The 16,532-nt window shown below is 63.7% G+C and carries 16 protein-coding genes and 1 tRNA gene; 3 read left to right on the top strand and 14 right to left on the bottom strand.

The window, feature by feature from the left end:
* The 13 genes from SCD90_RS00635 to SCD90_RS00575 form a co-directional block, all read right to left on the bottom strand.
* Positions 1-612: a glutathione S-transferase gene (locus SCD90_RS00635; protein WP_319843215.1), complete on the bottom strand. Its 612-nt coding sequence runs from the start codon at positions 610-612 to the stop codon at positions 1-3.
* Between the two features lie 11 nt (positions 613-623).
* On the bottom strand, positions 624-1,049 hold the full coding sequence (locus SCD90_RS00630) for a GlcG/HbpS family heme-binding protein (RefSeq protein ID WP_319842681.1): 426 nt from the start codon (positions 1,047-1,049) through the stop codon (positions 624-626).
* 152 nt (positions 1,050-1,201) lie between these two features.
* On the bottom strand, positions 1,202-2,335 hold the full coding sequence (locus tag SCD90_RS00625; RefSeq protein WP_319842680.1) for an ABC transporter ATP-binding protein: 1,134 nt from the start codon (positions 2,333-2,335) through the stop codon (positions 1,202-1,204).
* Positions 2,319-3,134, bottom strand: coding sequence for an ABC transporter permease (locus tag SCD90_RS00620; protein ID WP_319842679.1), 816 nt, complete (start codon positions 3,132-3,134; stop codon positions 2,319-2,321). Before SCD90_RS00620 ends, SCD90_RS00625 begins: the two co-directional genes overlap by 17 nt.
* Entirely contained in the window at positions 3,134-3,985 is an 852-nt protein-coding gene (locus SCD90_RS00615) for an ABC transporter permease (protein WP_319842678.1), read from the bottom strand. Before SCD90_RS00615 ends, SCD90_RS00620 begins: the two co-directional genes overlap by 1 nt.
* Positions 3,986-4,037: 52 nt before the next feature.
* On the bottom strand, positions 4,038-5,078 hold the full coding sequence (locus SCD90_RS00610) for an ABC transporter substrate-binding protein (protein ID WP_319842677.1): 1,041 nt from the start codon (positions 5,076-5,078) through the stop codon (positions 4,038-4,040).
* A gap of 144 nt (positions 5,079-5,222) precedes the next feature.
* Positions 5,223-6,677: a 4-hydroxyphenylacetate 3-hydroxylase family protein gene (locus SCD90_RS00605; protein ID WP_319842676.1), complete on the bottom strand. Its 1,455-nt coding sequence runs from the start codon at positions 6,675-6,677 to the stop codon at positions 5,223-5,225.
* A gap of 93 nt (positions 6,678-6,770) precedes the next feature.
* A complete protein-coding gene (locus SCD90_RS00600; protein WP_319842675.1) occupies positions 6,771-7,709 on the bottom strand; it encodes a 2-hydroxyacid dehydrogenase in 939 nt (312 codons plus the stop codon).
* Positions 7,706-8,161 (bottom strand): type II 3-dehydroquinate dehydratase, encoded by a 456-nt coding sequence (locus SCD90_RS00595; protein WP_319842674.1) that lies wholly within the window; start codon positions 8,159-8,161, stop codon positions 7,706-7,708. Before SCD90_RS00595 ends, SCD90_RS00600 begins: the two co-directional genes overlap by 4 nt.
* Positions 8,162-8,193: 32 nt before the next feature.
* Positions 8,194-8,868, bottom strand: a complete 675-nt coding sequence (locus SCD90_RS00590; RefSeq protein WP_319842673.1) for a DUF1028 domain-containing protein — start codon at positions 8,866-8,868, stop codon at positions 8,194-8,196.
* Positions 8,869-9,223: 355 nt separating this feature from the next.
* Positions 9,224-11,539, bottom strand: coding sequence for a putative bifunctional diguanylate cyclase/phosphodiesterase (locus SCD90_RS00585; protein ID WP_319842672.1), 2,316 nt, complete (start codon positions 11,537-11,539; stop codon positions 9,224-9,226).
* Between the two features lie 77 nt (positions 11,540-11,616).
* Positions 11,617-12,117 carry a putative pterin-binding protein gene (locus SCD90_RS00580; RefSeq protein ID WP_319842671.1) on the bottom strand — a complete coding sequence of 167 codons (501 nt, stop codon included), beginning with the start codon at positions 12,115-12,117 and terminating at the stop codon, positions 11,617-11,619.
* 667 nt (positions 12,118-12,784) lie between these two features.
* A tRNA-Leu gene (locus tag SCD90_RS00575) sits at positions 12,785-12,871 on the bottom strand.
* Positions 12,872-12,981: 110 nt separating this feature from the next.
* On the opposite strand from SCD90_RS00575, the gene SCD90_RS00570 reads away from it, so the two are divergent.
* Positions 12,982-13,956, top strand: coding sequence for a complex I NDUFA9 subunit family protein (locus SCD90_RS00570; protein ID WP_319842670.1), 975 nt, complete (start codon positions 12,982-12,984; stop codon positions 13,954-13,956).
* A 14-nt stretch (positions 13,957-13,970) separates the two neighbouring features.
* Here SCD90_RS00570 and SCD90_RS00565 read toward each other — a convergent pair whose 3' ends face one another.
* Positions 13,971-14,777, bottom strand: a complete 807-nt coding sequence (locus SCD90_RS00565; RefSeq protein WP_319842669.1) for an undecaprenyl-diphosphate phosphatase — start codon at positions 14,775-14,777, stop codon at positions 13,971-13,973.
* A gap of 125 nt (positions 14,778-14,902) precedes the next feature.
* On the opposite strand from SCD90_RS00565, the gene SCD90_RS00560 reads away from it, so the two are divergent.
* Positions 14,903-15,595 (top strand): glutathione S-transferase family protein, encoded by a 693-nt coding sequence (locus tag SCD90_RS00560; protein ID WP_319842668.1) that lies wholly within the window; start codon positions 14,903-14,905, stop codon positions 15,593-15,595.
* Positions 15,576-16,481, top strand: coding sequence for an NAD-dependent epimerase/dehydratase family protein (locus SCD90_RS00555; protein WP_319842667.1), 906 nt, complete (start codon positions 15,576-15,578; stop codon positions 16,479-16,481). Before SCD90_RS00560 ends, SCD90_RS00555 begins: the two co-directional genes overlap by 20 nt.
* The last annotated feature ends 51 nt before the right edge of the window (positions 16,482-16,532 follow it).

Below are 16,532 nucleotides of genomic sequence, written 5' to 3'. Positions count from 1 at the left end.
TCATACCGGCTTGTCGAACGGCACCGTTGCGGCCATTGACGGACGAGCAGAGAACTCCGTGAACCACGCCGCCAGACGCGGGCGCCCCGTGCGCCAGTCACGCTCCGCAAAGCGGAAGTCCAGATAGCCCAACGCGCAGCCCACGGTGATGCTGCCGATCGTCAACTCGGCCAGGTCTTCGTTCGTGCTTTCAAGATGATCGAGAGCGCGGTCCACCTTCACAAGCTGTGCCGCACGCCATGCCGGCCATTGCATCTCCTTGGGCCGTGCAACGGTCTCGTAGCGGGCAAGCACCGCGGCATCGAGCAGGCCATCTCCAAGGGCCTGCAGCGTCAGGGCAGTCCAGCGCCGGTCGCCGCGCGAGAACAGACCGCCGCCCGACGCGGTGTCGAGATATTCACAGATCACCCGGCTGTCGAAGAGCAGTTGGCCGTCCCGCGTCCGGGCGGCCGGAATCTTGGCCAGCGGGTTGAAGGCGGCGATGCGCTCGTCCCGGTTCACGGGATGCGCCGCGCTGTCGAGGGTAGCAATCCGGTCGGCCAGGCCGAGCTCGTGTGCGCACACCATCACCTTGCGCACATAGGGCGAGGTCGGCGCGTGGAAGAGTTCGATCAGGGACGTGCTCATGGCTGCTGGTCCTCGGCGCCGATGGCGGCAAGCGCCGCTCTGGCAACTTCGATATCCTGAAGGCCCGTGCCGGACCCGACCCCGACGCCGCCGACGCAGATGCCGTCGAAGATGATCGGCAGGCCGCCTTCCAGATTGGTCAGGCGCCCGCCCCCGGCGATGGCGAGCTTCAGCTCGAGCGCCGGGTCGAGGCGCGAGGTGGGCTGGCGATGGGAGGCGGCGGTGATCGCCTTCGACATGGAGGTCTCGCGCGACAGCAGCTTCGCACCATCCATGCGGATGAAGGCCAGGAGGTTGCCGCCGTCATCCACGATCGTGATGTTCTGCGGCACGCCAATGCTCTCGGCATATGCAACGGCCTCCGCCAGCGCCTTGAGGGCTGCGGCATGGGTCAGCTTCAGGGAAGGCTTGGTGACGCTCATCGTGGTTTCCAGCTGTCGAAAGGCTCTTGGATGGCTGCGGCGAGGCGCTCCATCATGGAGGAAGCGGCGCGGCGTTCGCTGCACTGGGTTCATTCGTCCGGATTGTGGTCCTGCGCCATGTCCTAAATGCCCGCTCAGCCTTTTTCACACGTTCAGGCCTGCTCGCCCGCGCTTTCCTTCGGGAACGCAGCGACTGCATCAGGGCGGATGGCAAGGCCGACCCGCTGGCCCTTGGGCCATTGCGTCATCGCGTCCACGCCCGGGCAACGCACGAGCACCCATTCACGGGCGCGGCCGGGCACATCGATGTAGAGGTCGACATGGTCGCCCTGGAACACCTGCGCCGCCACGGTGCCGTTGAGCCGCCCCGCGATATCCGGCGTTTCCACGGCGATGTGCTCAGGCCGCACGAAGACATCGAGCGCATCACCCTGCGACAGCGCTTCGGTGGGCTGCGCCGTCACGCTGAAAGCCGCATCGCCGACGCTCACGACAGAACGGTCTCCGTCACGGCTCTCAAGCCTCCCCGCGAAGACGTTCACGTCGCCCACGAAAGACGCCACGAAACGGTCGCCCGGCCTGCTGTAGATTTCGCCGGGCGCGGCGATCTGGCGGATCCGGCCCGCCGACATCACGGCGATGCGGTCCGACATCGACAGGGCCTCGCCCTGATCGTGCGTGACGAAGATGGTGGTGACGCCAAGCCGGCGCTGGATCTCCTTCAGTTCCACCTGCATGGAGCCGCGCAGGTTCTTGTCCAGCGCGGAGAACGGCTCGTCGAGCAGCAGAACCTTGGGGCGGATGACGAGGGCGCGCGCCAGCGCCACGCGCTGCTGCTGGCCGCCGGACAACTGGCGCGGCCTGCGCTCGCCATAGCCGGTGAGTTTCACCATCGCCAGCGCCTCATCGACGCGTTCCGAGATCTCGGCGGGGTTCACGCCGCGTGTCTTCAGGCCGTAGGCGATGTTCTTCGCCACCGTCATGTGCGGGAACAGGGCGTAGTTCTGGAACACGATGCCGATCTCGCGGCGGTGCGCCGGCGTCTCCGTCACCAGCGTGCCATCGATGAAGATCTCGCCGCCGTCCGATTCCAGGAAGCCGGCGACAAGGTTGAGCAGCGTGGTCTTGCCGCAGCCGGAGGGTCCGAGCAGCGTCATGAACTCGCCCGGCGGGATCTTCAGCCAGGCCTCGTGCAGGGCCGTGGAATCGCCGAACCGCTTGGTTACGCCGTCGAGCTGGACTGCCATGCGCGTGCCGGCGGCGGACCGTTCAGTGACCGTCGACATTGAGCACCTTTCCAAGACCGAAGAACGCGTTCGCAAGGCTGAGCACGGCTGCCGTCACCACGATGTAGATAACCGAGAGGGCGGCAAGAGTAGGATCGGCGTATTCGCGGACGTAATTGTACATCGCCACCGGCAAGGTCTGCGTCGCCTGCGTCGACACGAACAGAGTGGCGGTGAACTCGTTGAATGACAGGATCGCCGCGAACAGCCAGCCGCTGATCAGGCCCGGCACCAGCAGCGGAAGCGTGATCGTCAAAAGGATGCGCAGCGGGCTCGCGCCCAAGCTGGCCGCCGCCATTTCGAGCCGCGTATCGACGTTCTGCAGCGAGATCAGCACGCTGCGCATGACGAAGGGCAGCACCAGCACGACATGCGCGAACACGACGAGCGGGAATCCGCGGCCCGCGCCGCTCAGCGCCGACAGCATCAGCAGCCCCAGCCCAATGGTGAAATGCGGGATGACGAGCGGCGAGAGCAGGATGCTCTCCAGCGTCCGCTTCAAGGGAAAGCTGTAGCGGTTCAGCGCGTAGGCGAAGCCGGCCCCGATGACGAGCGCGATACTGGATGCCCACACCGTCACGATCAGGCCGTTCCAGAAGCCCTTGCGGAAGTCGCCATACTCCACCGCACGCTGGAACCAGCGCAGCGAATACGCCTTCGGCGGAAAGCTCAGGATGGCCTTGTCGTTGAAGGCGGTCAGCGTCACCACCAACGCAGGCAGGATGATGAAGGCCAGGATGAGGAGGACGAGGATCTTGCCCGAGACGTCGAGCGCCATCCGGTCCAGCGAACGCCGCATCACTGCGCTCCCATGCGTTCGAGAGCGCGCGTGCCCTGCCGCATCAGCGCGATGGCCGCGAAGGTCAGCGCCAGCCCTGTGAGGGACAGGCTGGCCGCGAAGGGGAAATTGAAGCTCGCGAAACCAAGCTGGTAGACCAGCGTGGACACCGTGTTGACCTTGCCGCCGCCGATGAGCTGCGGCGTGGCGAAGGCGCTGAATGTCCAGGCGAAGGCCGTGCTGAAGCCGGCCACGATGCCCGGCATGGAGAGCGGCAGCGTCACGGTCATGAAGGTGCGGATAGGTCCGGCGCCGAGGCTCTGCGCCGCCTTCTCGTAGTTGAGGTCGATGTGCGAGAGGCCGGCGGCCAGCATGATGACCATGATCGGAAGCGTGACGTGGACCAGCGCGACGACGACGCCGAAGGTCGTGAACATCATCTGCACCGGGCGCTCGATCACGCCGAGTGCGAGCAGCAGGCTGTTCACGAAGCCGTTGTTGCCGAGCACGATCATCCAGGAATAGGTGCGGACCACCTCGCCGAGGAACAGCGGCGTGACGGCGATGATGAGGATGACGCTCTTGAGAGCGGGGCTGCGCACGCGCACCAGCGCATAGGCGACGGGATAGCCGAGAAGCAGCGTGAACGCCGCGGTCTCCAGGCACAGCACCACCGTTTGCCAGAACGCCAGCGCATAGAGCGGGCGCAGCAGCGTGGTGAAGTTCTCGAGGGTGAAGCCGCCGACATCGAGCGAGCCGGGCACATAGGCCCGCACGCTGTATTGCAGCACCGCGAACATCGCGGCGAGCAGCCCGAACGCCAGCAGCACGGCCGGCGAGACGAAGGGGCGGAGGAACGGTTTCGCGGTCATGGCGCCATCGTAGCGGACGATGCGGCGGCCAACGCCGCCGCATCGATTGCGGTCAGCGTGCGATCATGTTCTCGGCGAACCACTTGCGCCACTCGGCCGTCTTCTCGGCGCGCAGCTTGTGGTCGATGATGATCGACTGGTTCCACTGGTCCTGCGTCGTGAAGATGCCCGGCAGCTTGGCGATCTCCGGGTCGAGCTTGGCGTTCGTCACCACCGGGCTGCCCTTCTTGAGCTCGGCGATCTTGGCCTGCACTTCGGGATCGAGCGCGGTGTTGATGAACTTGTAGGCAAGCTCCGCCTTCTTGGAGCCCTTCATGATGGCCATGGTGTCGATGCCGAGCACCGCGCCCTCCTTGGGGATCGCGAGCTCGATGTTCACGCCCTGGTCCTTCATGTAGTAGGCGTTCATGGAGAGCACGACCTGCACGGCGGTCTCGCCGGTGGCGAACAGCTGCTGGCTGTTGGCGTCGTTCGTGTAGAAGGCCTTGAAGTTGGGCTTCAGCTCCAGCAGCTTCTTCTCGCCGACCTGCCAGTTGGAAGCATCGCCGCCGGACAGCTTGGCGGCCACGTTGATGATGTGGCTGGGGTCGAAGTCAGGCGAGGCGATCTTGCCCTTCAGCTCGGGCGACCACAGGCCTTCCCAGCTCTCGAAGCTGACTCCCTTGGGCAGTTGATCCGGCAGGTAGCCGATGGTGTAGACATAGGCCCATGAGCCGATGTGGTAGGGGCTGATCTTGGCCTGCGGGACCAGATTGGCCGCATTCGGCACCTTCGACAGGTCGAGTTCGTCGTAGAGGCCGCTATTGGCGTAGAGCCAGCCGACATGCGCCGTGGTGAAGGTGATGTCGCTCTCGGGCGTGGAGCCCGCCAGCTTGGCCTGGTTCAGCCGGTCCATGGTGCCACCGGTGATGTATTCGACCGCGACGCCCGTCTCAGCCGTGAACTTCTTGGCGATGGCCTCGTCGATCAGGTCGCGGAAGCTTCCGCCCCAGGTGCTGACGACGAGCTTTTCCTGTGCGGAGGCCGGCGCGGCCAGTGAAGCAATCCCCAACGCGGCTCCAACAACAGCCGACAGAACAGAAATCTTCGTCATGGATGATCCATCCCTATAGAACGTGAGCAAGGGCAAAACCCCTGATCGAAGGAAGCAATTTCTGTGCCATGACGTGTGCCCGGCAGTGTAAGAGACCTCATTCCACTGCCGAGCAAAGCCACGCTTTATCGCATGCTGCGATCATTACTGTTTGGGCGCATCGATACGATCTGAAAGGTCTGCCGACTTCTTGACGAAATCGAGCGGCCCGCTGAAGTCGAAGCTGTTGTAGACGGCCGCCAGATGGTTGAAGTGCGGCGCTTGGGCGAACTGCACAAATGTCAGGCGATGGCCGGCATAGTCCGAGTTCAGCAGGTCGCGCGCGAAGGCCAGCAATTTACGGCGGTCGTCGGACTGCCAGTTCTGGTTCAGCGAATAGAACTTGTCGAGCCACTGGCCGCTGCCCTCGGCGGCGAACGCATCGGAATTGGGTGTGATGCAGATCTGTCCGCCACACAGTTCGCGGGCAATGTGCATCATCGCGGGCAGTTGCGAGCAGGCCAGCACGCGGCCGGCATAAAGCATGGACTGCTGCGGCATCAGCAGCCCGCCGGGGCTGCGCTCCGCCATCGCCAGCGAGGCGGTGAGGTGCGCGTTGATGCCCTCGCGGTAGACGACGAGGTCCGCCAGCTTCTCGCGAACGGCCTGCAGCTTGTCGAGACCGGTCTGCTTGGCGTTCCACATCGCCGCGCCGATCATCATGTCGGCATTGTAGAGCAGGCGCAGCACATAGGGGAACGCAGAATAGCGGTGCAGCGTCTGGCGCACGAACTGGGCGGCGCGGGTGTGCCGGTAGAAGAACACGTCCTCCCACGGGATCAGCACGTCGTCGAACACCACCAGCGCCTCGACCTCGTCGAAACGGTTGGCGAGCGGGTAGTCGGTCGGGTTCGACTTGCCGGCGAAGCCGGAGCGGCAGATGTGCTTCACGCCCGGTGCGCCCATCTTGACGATGCAGCCCACGGCATAGTCGGACAGCTTCTCGGTGGACCATGCGCCGACTGTCGGCTTCAGATAGGCCTGGTCGGCATAGGCCGCGGCCGTCTCGTATTTCGCGCCCCGGATGATGATGCCGGCATCCGTCTCCTTGGTGACATGCACCATGAGGTCCGGATCCTGGTCCTGCGGGGCCAGCGAGCGGTCTCCCTTCGGATCGGTGTTGGCCGAAACGTGGAAGATGTCCTTCTCGATCACCGCCTGGATGTGGTGGTCGATATTGGCGGCGAAGCGGGGATCGATCTCGGCCAGCACGTCGCGGCCGTCCGTCAGCGACCACATCTCGCCGATCGTTTCGTCGCCCACGCGGGTGACGACGCCGCCGATATCCTTCAGCACCTGATCGACCGCGACCAGCTTGTCCTGCCAGTCCTTGGCCTCACGCGGCGGCTTGTAGAAGATGGAGTGGCGCTCGCCACCCTCCTCATAGCTCAACGTGTCGCGGAACTGCGCCTCGTACGCCATGTCGTACATGCGCGCCTTGATGTCGATGATGGGCTTCAGCGCGGGATGCTTGGTGACATCCGTCACGCGCTCGCCTTCGATCCAGACCTCGCGTCCATCGCGGAGGCCTTCACGATACTGATCACCGGTGCGGATCATCCAACCAACTCCCTGTCTGCCTGGAGAGTGGAGCCGGCCGCTGAATCAATAAAATAGTTTTATCAGGAAATCGGCTTCGGCTTTTCCGAAGCCTCAATATCCCCGTCGGGGATCCACCAAGCTCTTCACGGGCTCCGCGCAGCGCACGCGGCGGATGTTCTCGACGATCTGTGGAGCGGCCGAGCGGGGCAGCGCCACGGAAGCCAGGTGCGGCGTGATCAGCACATTGTCGAGGTCCCACAACGGACTCTGCGAGGGCAGGGGCTCGTTCTCGAAGACATCGAGCGTGGCGTCCGCGATGCGGCGGCTGCGCAGCGCTTCCACGAGCGCAGGCTCATCCACGACCGCACCGCGCGACACGTTCACGAACTTCGCACCGTCCGGCAGCAGGGCCAGTGTGTGCGCATCTAGCAGGCCGCGCGTCTCCGGTGTCAGCGGCAGCATGCACACGAGGATGTCGGTTGAAGCGAGGAAGCCCGGCAGCGCCTCCATCCCGGACACGCAGGCGACGCCTTCCAAGGCTTTCGGGCTGCGCGACCACCCCCGCACGTCGAAGCCCTGTCGCGCGCACTCCATGGCCGCGGCAGCGCCAAGTTCGCCCAGGCCCATAATGCCGACGCGGATGTCCTCCGCGCTGGTGGGATGGACGTAGTGCCACTCCCGCCGCCGTTGCGCCCGCTCGAAGACGGGGATCTCGCGCGCGTGCCGCAGGACGGCGAACAGCACGAAACCGGCCATCATCCGCGCCATCATGGGATCCGACAGGCGCGTGATGGGAACGTCCGGAAGGTCGGTGCGCCCAACCAGGGAGTCCACGCCGGCGCCGAGGTTCACGACAAGACGGAGGTTCGGATAGGCGGCGAAGAAGCCCTCCGGCGGCTTCCACACAAGGGCGTAACGCACGGCAGCCGGATCGGAGATCTCATGCGCCTGCAGCACATCGAGGTCCGGCAGCTCGGCCTCGATGGCGGTTTTCCAAGGCGCGAATTCGTCCGGCCCGCTGTAGAAGACCATGCACTCGCGTTGGCTCATGCCGTCTTGGCCGCCTTCTCGGCGATGAGTCGGCCGAGGGCGGTGATCGCCAGCTCGTACCCGAGCGCCCCCAGCCCCGCGACCACGCCGGTGGCGGCCTTCGACACGAAGGAATGGTGCCGGAAAGGCTCGCGCTTCCAGATATTGCTCATATGAGCCTCGATGATCGGCCCGTCGAAGGCCAGCAGCGCGTCGAGGATGGCGACCGAGGTGTAGGTCAGCCCGGCGGCGTTGATGACGATGCCGTCCGCCCCGCCGCGTGCCTCCTGGATCCAGTCGACAATCTGGCCTTCATGATTGGACTGCCGGAAGTCGAGCGTCAGGCCGAGCGAGGCGGCATGGGCCTCGCACCCGGCTTGTATACTCGCAAAGCTCTCGGTGCCGTACAAGCCCCGGCTGTCAAGGCCATAGAGATTGGCGTTGGGGCCGTTGATGAAGAAGATGGTGGGCATGGTGGCCTCTCGCGGATCGCAGGGGTGCCGGCTCAGAGATCGCCGGGGACGCCGTAGCTTGGCGCGTCCGAAGGGTTGAGCGCGCGCGTCACATAGGCGTCGAGTTGCGGGGCATAGAGCGCCCAAAGCCCGGACAGTTCGGCGATCGGGCAGCCCTCCGTCCAATCCACCCTGAGATCGGCGACGGGCCAGGACACCGCGTCCACGATCTTCAGGCCCGCCGAACGGACCGGCCCGGCCTCGCCGCCGGCAGCGAGCGCCGCCCGCAGGGCGATGAGGAGCCTGTCGGCAAGATGCCCGGAGGAGGCGAGGAAGGCGTCCACCATGGCTTGCGGAACGCCGGCATCTGCCAGGAGATTGCCGCCACAGGCGACATCCGTGTCACGTGCCTCCGCCCAGATGCCGAGCGCGCGCGGGCCGGAATGGATCGCCGTGCCGCCGGCTACATCTACCGCCAGCACCTGGCGATATTCCATGTAGGGACGTGAGGAACGCAGCTCCTCGATGGCCCCGGCGGCGCCCATGCCCGATGCCATGAGATCGAGTGCCTCTGTCCCAAGCATCGGGTCGGTCACGTTCTGGCTGCTGACGGCGCCGACGCCTGCGCGTGCATGAGCGCAGCGTGCCGCCACGGCAGGCGAGGACGAAGACACCGCCACGCCGAACATGCCGGTCCGGTTGCACCGTGCGACGATGGAAAAGGTCATGCAGGGCTCCGCTCACATCCCGCTGGAGAATGCGCTGCCCGGCTGCTTTGGGGAAGAAGGCTCTTCCGTCGCCTTGCTTCGTTCTAATGGAAGCAGAGGTTCAAGGCGGCCGCTGTTCGTCCCGATGCAGAGCGACTCACCCCTTCAAAGAACGACACGGCAATCTCCGAGAGAATCCCGCTCGACCGGTCATGGGCGCCTCACGCAGTTCGCCATCTACCCCTCACAGGAATAGCTATCTCGATATGTGAGCGAGGCTCTGGGGTCGCCGCTACGACGCAGGGCGATAACTTTACGCAGAATTGAATCAGTGGCGCTCCGGGCTCTGTAGGTGGCGGCGCCAGCCTGAGGATTCCTAGTTCGCGATGGCTCTTAGCGGCTGACCGGGTGTCTCCGCTGCCAGGCTCGCAACGAGGTCCGATGAGGGCCTGGGGCGCGCAAACAGAAAGCCTTGAACGTGGGTACAGCCTGCGATCCGGAGACATTCGAGCTGCTGCTGGGTCTCCACACCTTCGGCGGTGGTGGACATCCCCAGGCTTTCACCAAGCCCAACGATCAGACGGACCACGGAAAGAGCATCCGGGCGGGTATCAAGGTCTCTGATGAAGGACCGGTCGATCTTTATCTTGTCGAATGGGAAACTGCGCAGGGTCGCGAGCGAGGAATAACCCGTGCCGAAGTCATCCATGGCGACGCGGACGCCCAGTCCCCTCAGTTGCCGCAACGCCGATGACACACGTTCCCCGGAGTCCAGGAGCACCGACTCGGTAATCTCGATTTCGAGGCGATTTGCCGGGAGGCCAGCCGCTGCCAGCGCCATGACCACGGTATCCAGCAAGCCATCGCTCTTGAACTGAACCGGCGAGAGATTCACCGCCACAATCAGGTGAGGTTGCCAGCCGGCTGCTTCACGACAGGCGTGTCGAAGAACCCAGTTGCCCAAGGAGTTGATGATGCCGGCCTCTTCCGCAATCGGAATGAACTCCGCAGGGGAGATCTGGCCTCGCTCCGGATGGTTCCAACGCAGCAATGCTTCGTAGCCGCTTATCTCTCCGGTCTCGGTGATGAGGAAAGGCTGATAGTGAACATCCATTTCCCCCCGATCCACCGCTTTGCGGAGATCGCTCTCTAGGGCTTTGCGCGCCTTGAGATAGGCGTCCATCTCTGGCTGGAAGAAGCGGGCAAGGCCTTTCCCGTCAGCCTTCGCCTGATAGAGGGCGATGTCGGCGTGCTGTAGCAGTTCCTCCGCCGTGTTTGACGCGCCAGGATGTCTTGAAGCGCCCAGGCTGACGCCGATCTCAATCTCACGGCTACCTATGACGTAAGGCCTGGAGAGAGACGACAAGAGCGAATCCGCCAATGCAGTGCCATTCTCCTCACCAGCGGGGAATGTGCAGACTACAGCGAATTCGTCGCCTCCTAAGCGTGCTGCGAGATGCTCCTTCACAATGCAACTTTTTAGACGCTCTGCTACGACCTTGAGGAGTTCGTCGCCTACGTGATGACCCAGGGTGTCATTGACGTCCTTGAAGCCGTCTAGATCCAGAAAGAAGACCAGTACGTCACATGGGTCGGACTGCAGCCCCGCGAAAACGCTTCGCAGTCGCTCCTGGAACAGAGCACGGTTCGGCAGATCGGTTAGTGGATCGTGATGAGCCATATGGGCCAACTGAGCTTCGATCCTCCGCCGCTCAGTGACATCTTCATAGGTGGCAAGCCAGCCACCGCCTTCGAGTGGCTCGTGTGAGACGGAGAACGCACGTCCGTCCTCGATTTCCAGGGTGAAGGTGCCAGCTCGGCGTTCGTTGATAAGGGCGTTCTGCCTGGGATAAAGATCGGCGAAGGCAGCGTGCATCTGCCGCGCCCGTGCAGCGTCGATGATTCTGCTGGCAGATGCGCCCTCCAGCAGATCCTTCGGAAGTCCTGTGAGGGCGGCGAAGCGCTGATTATAGACCGCGAGGTGGTTGTTTGCATCGAAGGTACACAGTGCCTGCGACATGTTATTCAGCGCCGCATCGAAGCGTGTGTTCTGAACCTGAAGACGCTTGGTAGTCGCCTCGAGGTCTGTTGTCGCGTCTTCAAGACGCTGATGAGCAATCTTGAGCCTTCGATTATGAGAGACAAGCAGGGCGACGAGTATCAGGCCGCAGACGATAATGGCTGCTGCGAGCAGACTTGAGATTGTATTCAGCCGCTGCATTTCTCCACGATCTTCTGCCGCTCGCTCTGCGCCGAAGGCATTGGCTCTCGAAGCAATGGCCGTGAGTTGCGCGTCCAGGGGCTTAAGTGCTCTCAACGCTTTATCAACGTCGCCTGGACCGAAGCCGTACACGGTGATCAGGTCGTCCACGACGGTCAGTGCCGCTCTCAAGTCGGTCAGGAATTCCAGGTTCTGCGGATCGCTGCGCACGAAGTTCCTGAGGCTTCGCCCATTCCCGGTTTCGGCGCTACCGTTGGCTTCGAAGGTCTGGAGCCGACTGAACATGACATCCAGGCGCAGCTGTACCTCCGTCAGGTCAACTCCAGAGCCTGGAACGGCGAAGCGTGCAATGGTGTGTTCCAGGCGCATGAACTCCGCCACCATCTGGCTCACAGTCCAGGCGGAATTGTATCGAGACACTTTCTGCAGCGCAGATTGCCGCTCCAAAGTGACGGCGCCGACATAGAACAAAGCCGCTGCCAGACAACAGACGACAGCGGCAAGGCCCCACTGGAAAGCTCGTAGAGAGTTGCCGCGCCGGAGGCTCATCATTTGACTACGAGGCGGGAAAGTTGCCAGGCCGAGCGGCCGAAATAGGTCTGACTTTGCAAATCCGGGTTGCTATCGAACGGGTAAATGATGAAGAGCGGACCATGGTTTCTGACGGACAGGTACTGTCCTTCCCTCTTGAGTGCGAGAATCACACCGTGCTCGGAAAAGTCGTTCATCGGAATTTCAGTGACGTAGTCGTTCAGCGCAATCGCAGTAACCTTGGTGCCTTGAGCTTGCACGAGTTCCATCAAGCGAGCTATCGGCACCCCTTCAAACGTACTCACGCCATCGTACCAGGGCGTCTTCGTCTGGATTTGGGTCATCCCCAGCGCCTCCAGCATCTCTCGGTCGAACTCAGCCACGCCAGGGCTGTTCGTGGCGCCAATTTTTCCGGAGATGGTCAGGATCGTCGTGCCCGCAGGCTTCTGCAACGGCTCTGCGCTTGCGGCAGAACCGACTCCCAGGCTGCAAACCAGGATCAGCAGTGAATAGATCATTCCCCTCACAGCGATCACTCCTAAAACAGCCGATCATCCGCCGAACAACCTAAGGCTGAATGAACGCCAGCTGCTAAGGATCAGCCTATCGACAAGAACGACCTTCTCTCCGAACGAGAGCTGAGATCCAGCAGCGCTCCCGAAAGGCTGTTTGGTCGGTCTCCCAGATATGATCAGTGAGGGATGGCTCCTCCTCTTATCACCCCTCGAAGAAACATCTCAGAGCTAAGCGTGGAAGCGGTCGGCCTAGAGGCTCACCCAGAGGACCTCTATCCATTAGCGGAGGCGTAAGATGGTGTCGGGGCAACAGCGCTATGGGTCGGTGTCATAGTCTATCTCGATGTGCGCGCGAGGCTCTGCCTCCGCCTGTCTGACCTTCACTTCGCTGGGTCGGAAGTCCTGAACGAGCAACAGACGCTGGCGGTCTTCTCCGTGATCAGAAACGAGGCGGCCTCTGGTCCGATGAGAAAGCTCGGCCGCATCCACACCATCCGGTCGCGGAGATCGGCTGGAATGCACTTCACGAAATGAGCGTCGGAGGAGCCTTCACGTCGCAGCGGACGGACGAAGCGAAAGAGCATTGTCGCGCACCGTTGTTACACAGTCGGCCAAGCGCAACAGTCTTACAAGGCTAATCCCTTTGGTCTGACGGACCATTCTAAGGGAGTGGTGCCCAGGAAAGGACTCGAACCTTCACGACCGTTAAGTCGCTAGCACCTGAAGCTAGTGCGTCTACCAATTCCGCCACCTGGGCACGGAGGTGGCTATAGGCCTGGATTCGCGCCGGGTCAACGGCATGCTGGACGGTTCGTGACGCTTGGCTTACGAAGGCGGCCGTCAGCGTCTTTGGAAGGGTTCTGAGCGATGCCCCGCGTCATGGTTTCGGATCGGATCGTCACCGTGTTCGGCGGTTCAGGCTTTGTCGGGCGGCATGTCATCCGCTGTCTGGCAGAGCAGGGGCTGCGTGTCCGCAATGCGGTTCGCCGGCCCGATCTTGCGGGCCATCTGCAGCCGCTTGGTTCTGTCGGGCAGATCCATTCGGTGCAGGCCAATATCCGCGACGCTCGTTCCATCCGCAACGCCGTCGAAGGTGCCGACGCGGTGGTGAACCTCGTCGGCATCCTGCACGAATCCGGCCGGCAGACCTTTGATGCGGTGCATGTGCAGGGTGCGCGCCGCATCGCGGAGGCTGCCTCGGCCGCTGGCGCCAGCCAGTTCGTCCAGATCTCGGCCATCGGTGCCGATGCGAACTCCGCATCCGCCTATGCCCGTAGCAAAGCGTCCGGCGAGGAGGCTGTGCGCGCCGCTTTCGCCAGCGCCGTCATCATGCGTCCCTCCGTGGTTTTTGGCCCCGAGGACAGCTTCTTCAACCGCTTTGCGGGCATGGCCCGCATCTCCCCGTTCCTGCCTCTCATCGGCGGTGGCGGGACGCGATTCCAGCCTGTGTTCGCGGGCGATGTTGGACGCGCCGTTGCCAAGGCGGTGGCCGGCGAAGTCGCTCCCGGCGTGTATGAGCTCGGCGGTCCGGAGGTCAGGACCTTTCGCCAGCTGATGGAATATGTGCTGCAGGTGACGGGCCGGAAGCGGGCGCTGCTGTCGATCCCCTTCGGCGTGGCCAATATGCAGGCCAAGGTGCTGCAGGTGCTGCCGAACCCGATGCTGACGACCGACCAGGTCGCGGCACTCAGGACCGACAATGTGGTCTCGGACGTGGCGCAGGCCTCTGGCCGCACGCTGGAAGGGCTGGGCATTCGTCCGGCAGCTCTCGAGACGATCGTCCCGTCCTACCTCTACAGCTACCGCAAGGCCGGCCAGTTCACGGACATGCACGCGTCCTGACGGGCGCGTTCCCGTCAGCCGAAGACCAGCAGGCCGGCAATGCCCGCCGAGCCGACCACGATGCGCCACCAGCCGAACAGCGAATAGCCGTGGCGGCTGAGATAGGCGAGCAGCCCTCGCACCACGATCACGGCCATGACGAAGGCGGACGCGAACCCGACCGCCGTGACCATGATGTCGTCGCCCGTCAGCGCATCCCGGTTCTTGTAGACGTCGTAGACGAAGGCGCCGGCCATGGTGGGCATTGCGAGGAAGAACGAGAACTCCGCCGCCACCTTCTTGTCGGCACCCAGCAGGAGCGCCGCGACGATGCTGGAGCCCGAGCGGGACACGCCCGGGATCATGGCCAGACACTGCGCCAGTCCGATGAGGAAATAGGTGTGGAGCGGGAGCGCCGTCACGTCGGTGTGGCGCACTTCGAGATCCACATTGTCGACCCAGATCAGGACCAGTCCGCCGATCACGAGCGCGATGCAGACGACCATCGGGGTCTCGAACAGTACCGTCTTGATGAAACCGTGCGCCAGCACGCCGATGACGGCTGCCGGAAGAAAGGCCACCAGCACGCCGATGACGAAGCGCCGGGCCGTGGGATCATGGGGCAGGGCCATTGCGATTTTCGTCAGGCGGCTGGCATAGACCGTGAGAATGGCGAGGATCGCGCCCAGCTGGATCAGCACCTCGAAGGTGCGCCCGGTCGAGGTGAAGCCGAGGAAGTGGCCCAGCAGCAGGATATGGCCTGTGGAGGACACCGGAAGGAACTCGGTGATGCCCTCGACCACGCCCAGAACGAGGGCGTCCATGATGCGGCCCATATCCATGGTCTATCCTTGCGCTGGCGCGAATCGGTTGCCGGTGGGGATGCGTGGTTCTATAGGGAGCGCGCGCCGTCCGCCATCTGCACCCATCTGCCGACGTCGCCGCGGATGCCCTGATCTATCCCGATATGGCGATTCTCTACCATCATCCCTTCTGCCCTCATTCGCGCTTCATCCGCCTGTCCATGGCGGAGATGGGCATGGAGTGCGACCTGCTGGAAGAACGCCCGTGGGAGCGGCGGGAGGGTTTCCTGCTGCTGAACCCGGCCGGCACCACGCCGGTGCTGGTGGAGGAGCAGATGTCGGCGGTGCCAGGTGCGACGGTTATCGCGGAATGGCTGGACGAGACGCGCGGCCTTGCGCTTGGCGACCGGCGTCTCCTGCCGGAAAGCCCGCAGGCGCGCGTCGAGGTGCGGCGGCTCGTGAACTGGTTCGGCCGCAAATTCGCCGAAGAGGTCTCCGAACCGCTTGTCAGCGAAAAGATCTACAAGCGCTTCATGCGGGCCGAGCACGGTGGCTCTTCGCCGGATGCGGCGGCGATCCGCGCGGCGAAGTCGAACATCCGCTACCACCTGAAATATATCGGCTATCTCATCCGGCAGCGGAACTGGCTGGCTGGGCCAAGCCTGACCTATGCCGACCTGTGCGCCGCGGCCCATATCTCCGCCGTGGATTACATGGGTGACGTGCCATGGGATGAGGACGAGCATGCCCGCGAGTGGTATGCCCGCGTCAAGTCACGTCCAGGGTTCCGCACGCTGATGACGGACCGGGTGCCCGGCATGCAGCCCTCTCCGGTCTATGCCGATCTCGACTTCTGAACCCAAGGCTTCCGACCGCCTCGTCATTCTTGGCTACGGATTCTGCGCGCGGGAATTCGTGAAGCGCCATGGAGACCGTTTCAACGACATCCTTGCAACCGTTCGAGATCCGGGCGCCGGAGCGTCGAACCAATCCGGCGTGCGGTTCGAAAAGCTGGACACGGGCTACGCTCCGGAGCCCGCGCTTCTGGAGGCGGTGCGCCACGCAACCCATGTGCTGGTTTCGGTGCCCCCGGGGAGGGACGGAGATCCCGCGCTCGCGCTGCTTGGCGAGGAGATCGCCGCCGCGCGGCATCTTCGCTGGATCGGCTACCTATCCACCACCGGGGTCTATGGAGATCATGCCGGTGCCTGGATCGACGAGACCGCGCCGACCAATCCCGTGAGCGCGAGAGCCGTGCGGCGGCTGGAGGCTGAGAACGGCTGGCGCGCTCTTGCGGGGCCGGGGCGGGTTGTGCACGTCTTCCGGCTTTCGGGGATCTACGGGCCTGGCCGCAATCCGCTCCTGTCGCTGCTGGAGGGATCGAGCCGCGCGCTCGACAAGCCCGGCCAGGTGTTCAACCGCATCCATGTCGAGGATGTCGCGGAAGCCGTGGCGGCTGCCATGACGCGCCCCGAGGCGGGCCCGGTGTTCAACCTGGCCGACGACGAACCCGCGCCCCAGCCGGAGGTGCTTGCCTATGCGGCAAAGCTTCTTGGCTTGGGGCCGCCAGAGGTCGTTGCGTTCGACGCCGGGCAGGCGGCGATGTCCGAGATGGCGCGCAGTTTCTGGGCCGAGAACAAGCGTGTCGGCAACCGGCGTCTCGTCACCGAACTCGGCGTCCAGCTCCGCTATCCTACCTACCGCGAAGGCCTCCGCGCCCTGCTGCCGACCGTGCGCGGTTGAACCCTTTGTGCCTTAACCCGTTCTCCGTTCAGCGAACCCGCAAAGGAGATC

The organism is Terrihabitans rhizophilus (assembly GCF_033898525.1).
In the GTDB taxonomy this organism is placed as follows: Bacteria; Pseudomonadota; Alphaproteobacteria; order Rhizobiales; family Methylopilaceae; genus Flaviflagellibacter; species Flaviflagellibacter rhizophilus.
Note: the sequence above shows the minus strand (reverse complement) of the source record. Positions and strands in the feature narration are given on the sequence as shown.

What these genes read in the sequence shown, in the direction of transcription:
- SCD90_RS00630 (WP_319842681.1), bottom strand. Translation starts at nt 1,049, where the DNA reads ATGAGCGTCACCAAGCCTTCCCTGAAGCTGACCCATGCCGCAGCCCTC.
- SCD90_RS00625 (WP_319842680.1), bottom strand. Translation starts at nt 2,335, where the DNA reads ATGTCGACGGTCACTGAACGGTCCGCCGCCGGCACGCGCATGGCAGTC.
- SCD90_RS00620 (WP_319842679.1), bottom strand. Translation starts at nt 3,134, where the DNA reads ATGCGGCGTTCGCTGGACCGGATGGCGCTCGACGTCTCGGGCAAGATC.
- SCD90_RS00615 (WP_319842678.1), bottom strand. Translation starts at nt 3,985, where the DNA reads ATGACCGCGAAACCGTTCCTCCGCCCCTTCGTCTCGCCGGCCGTGCTG.
- SCD90_RS00610 (WP_319842677.1), bottom strand. Translation starts at nt 5,078, where the DNA reads ATGACGAAGATTTCTGTTCTGTCGGCTGTTGTTGGAGCCGCGTTGGGG.
- SCD90_RS00605 (WP_319842676.1), bottom strand. Translation starts at nt 6,677, where the DNA reads ATGATCCGCACCGGTGATCAGTATCGTGAAGGCCTCCGCGATGGACGC.
- SCD90_RS00600 (WP_319842675.1), bottom strand. Translation starts at nt 7,709, where the DNA reads ATGAGCCAACGCGAGTGCATGGTCTTCTACAGCGGGCCGGACGAATTC.
- SCD90_RS00595 (WP_319842674.1), bottom strand. Translation starts at nt 8,161, where the DNA reads ATGCCCACCATCTTCTTCATCAACGGCCCCAACGCCAATCTCTATGGC.
- SCD90_RS00590 (WP_319842673.1), bottom strand. Translation starts at nt 8,868, where the DNA reads ATGACCTTTTCCATCGTCGCACGGTGCAACCGGACCGGCATGTTCGGC.
- SCD90_RS00580 (WP_319842671.1), bottom strand. Translation starts at nt 12,117, where the DNA reads ATGATCTATTCACTGCTGATCCTGGTTTGCAGCCTGGGAGTCGGTTCT.
- SCD90_RS00570 (WP_319842670.1), top strand. Translation starts at nt 12,982, where the DNA reads ATGCCCCGCGTCATGGTTTCGGATCGGATCGTCACCGTGTTCGGCGGT.
- SCD90_RS00565 (WP_319842669.1), bottom strand. Translation starts at nt 14,777, where the DNA reads ATGGATATGGGCCGCATCATGGACGCCCTCGTTCTGGGCGTGGTCGAG.
- SCD90_RS00560 (WP_319842668.1), top strand. Translation starts at nt 14,903, where the DNA reads ATGGCGATTCTCTACCATCATCCCTTCTGCCCTCATTCGCGCTTCATC.
- SCD90_RS00555 (WP_319842667.1), top strand. Translation starts at nt 15,576, where the DNA reads ATGCCGATCTCGACTTCTGAACCCAAGGCTTCCGACCGCCTCGTCATT.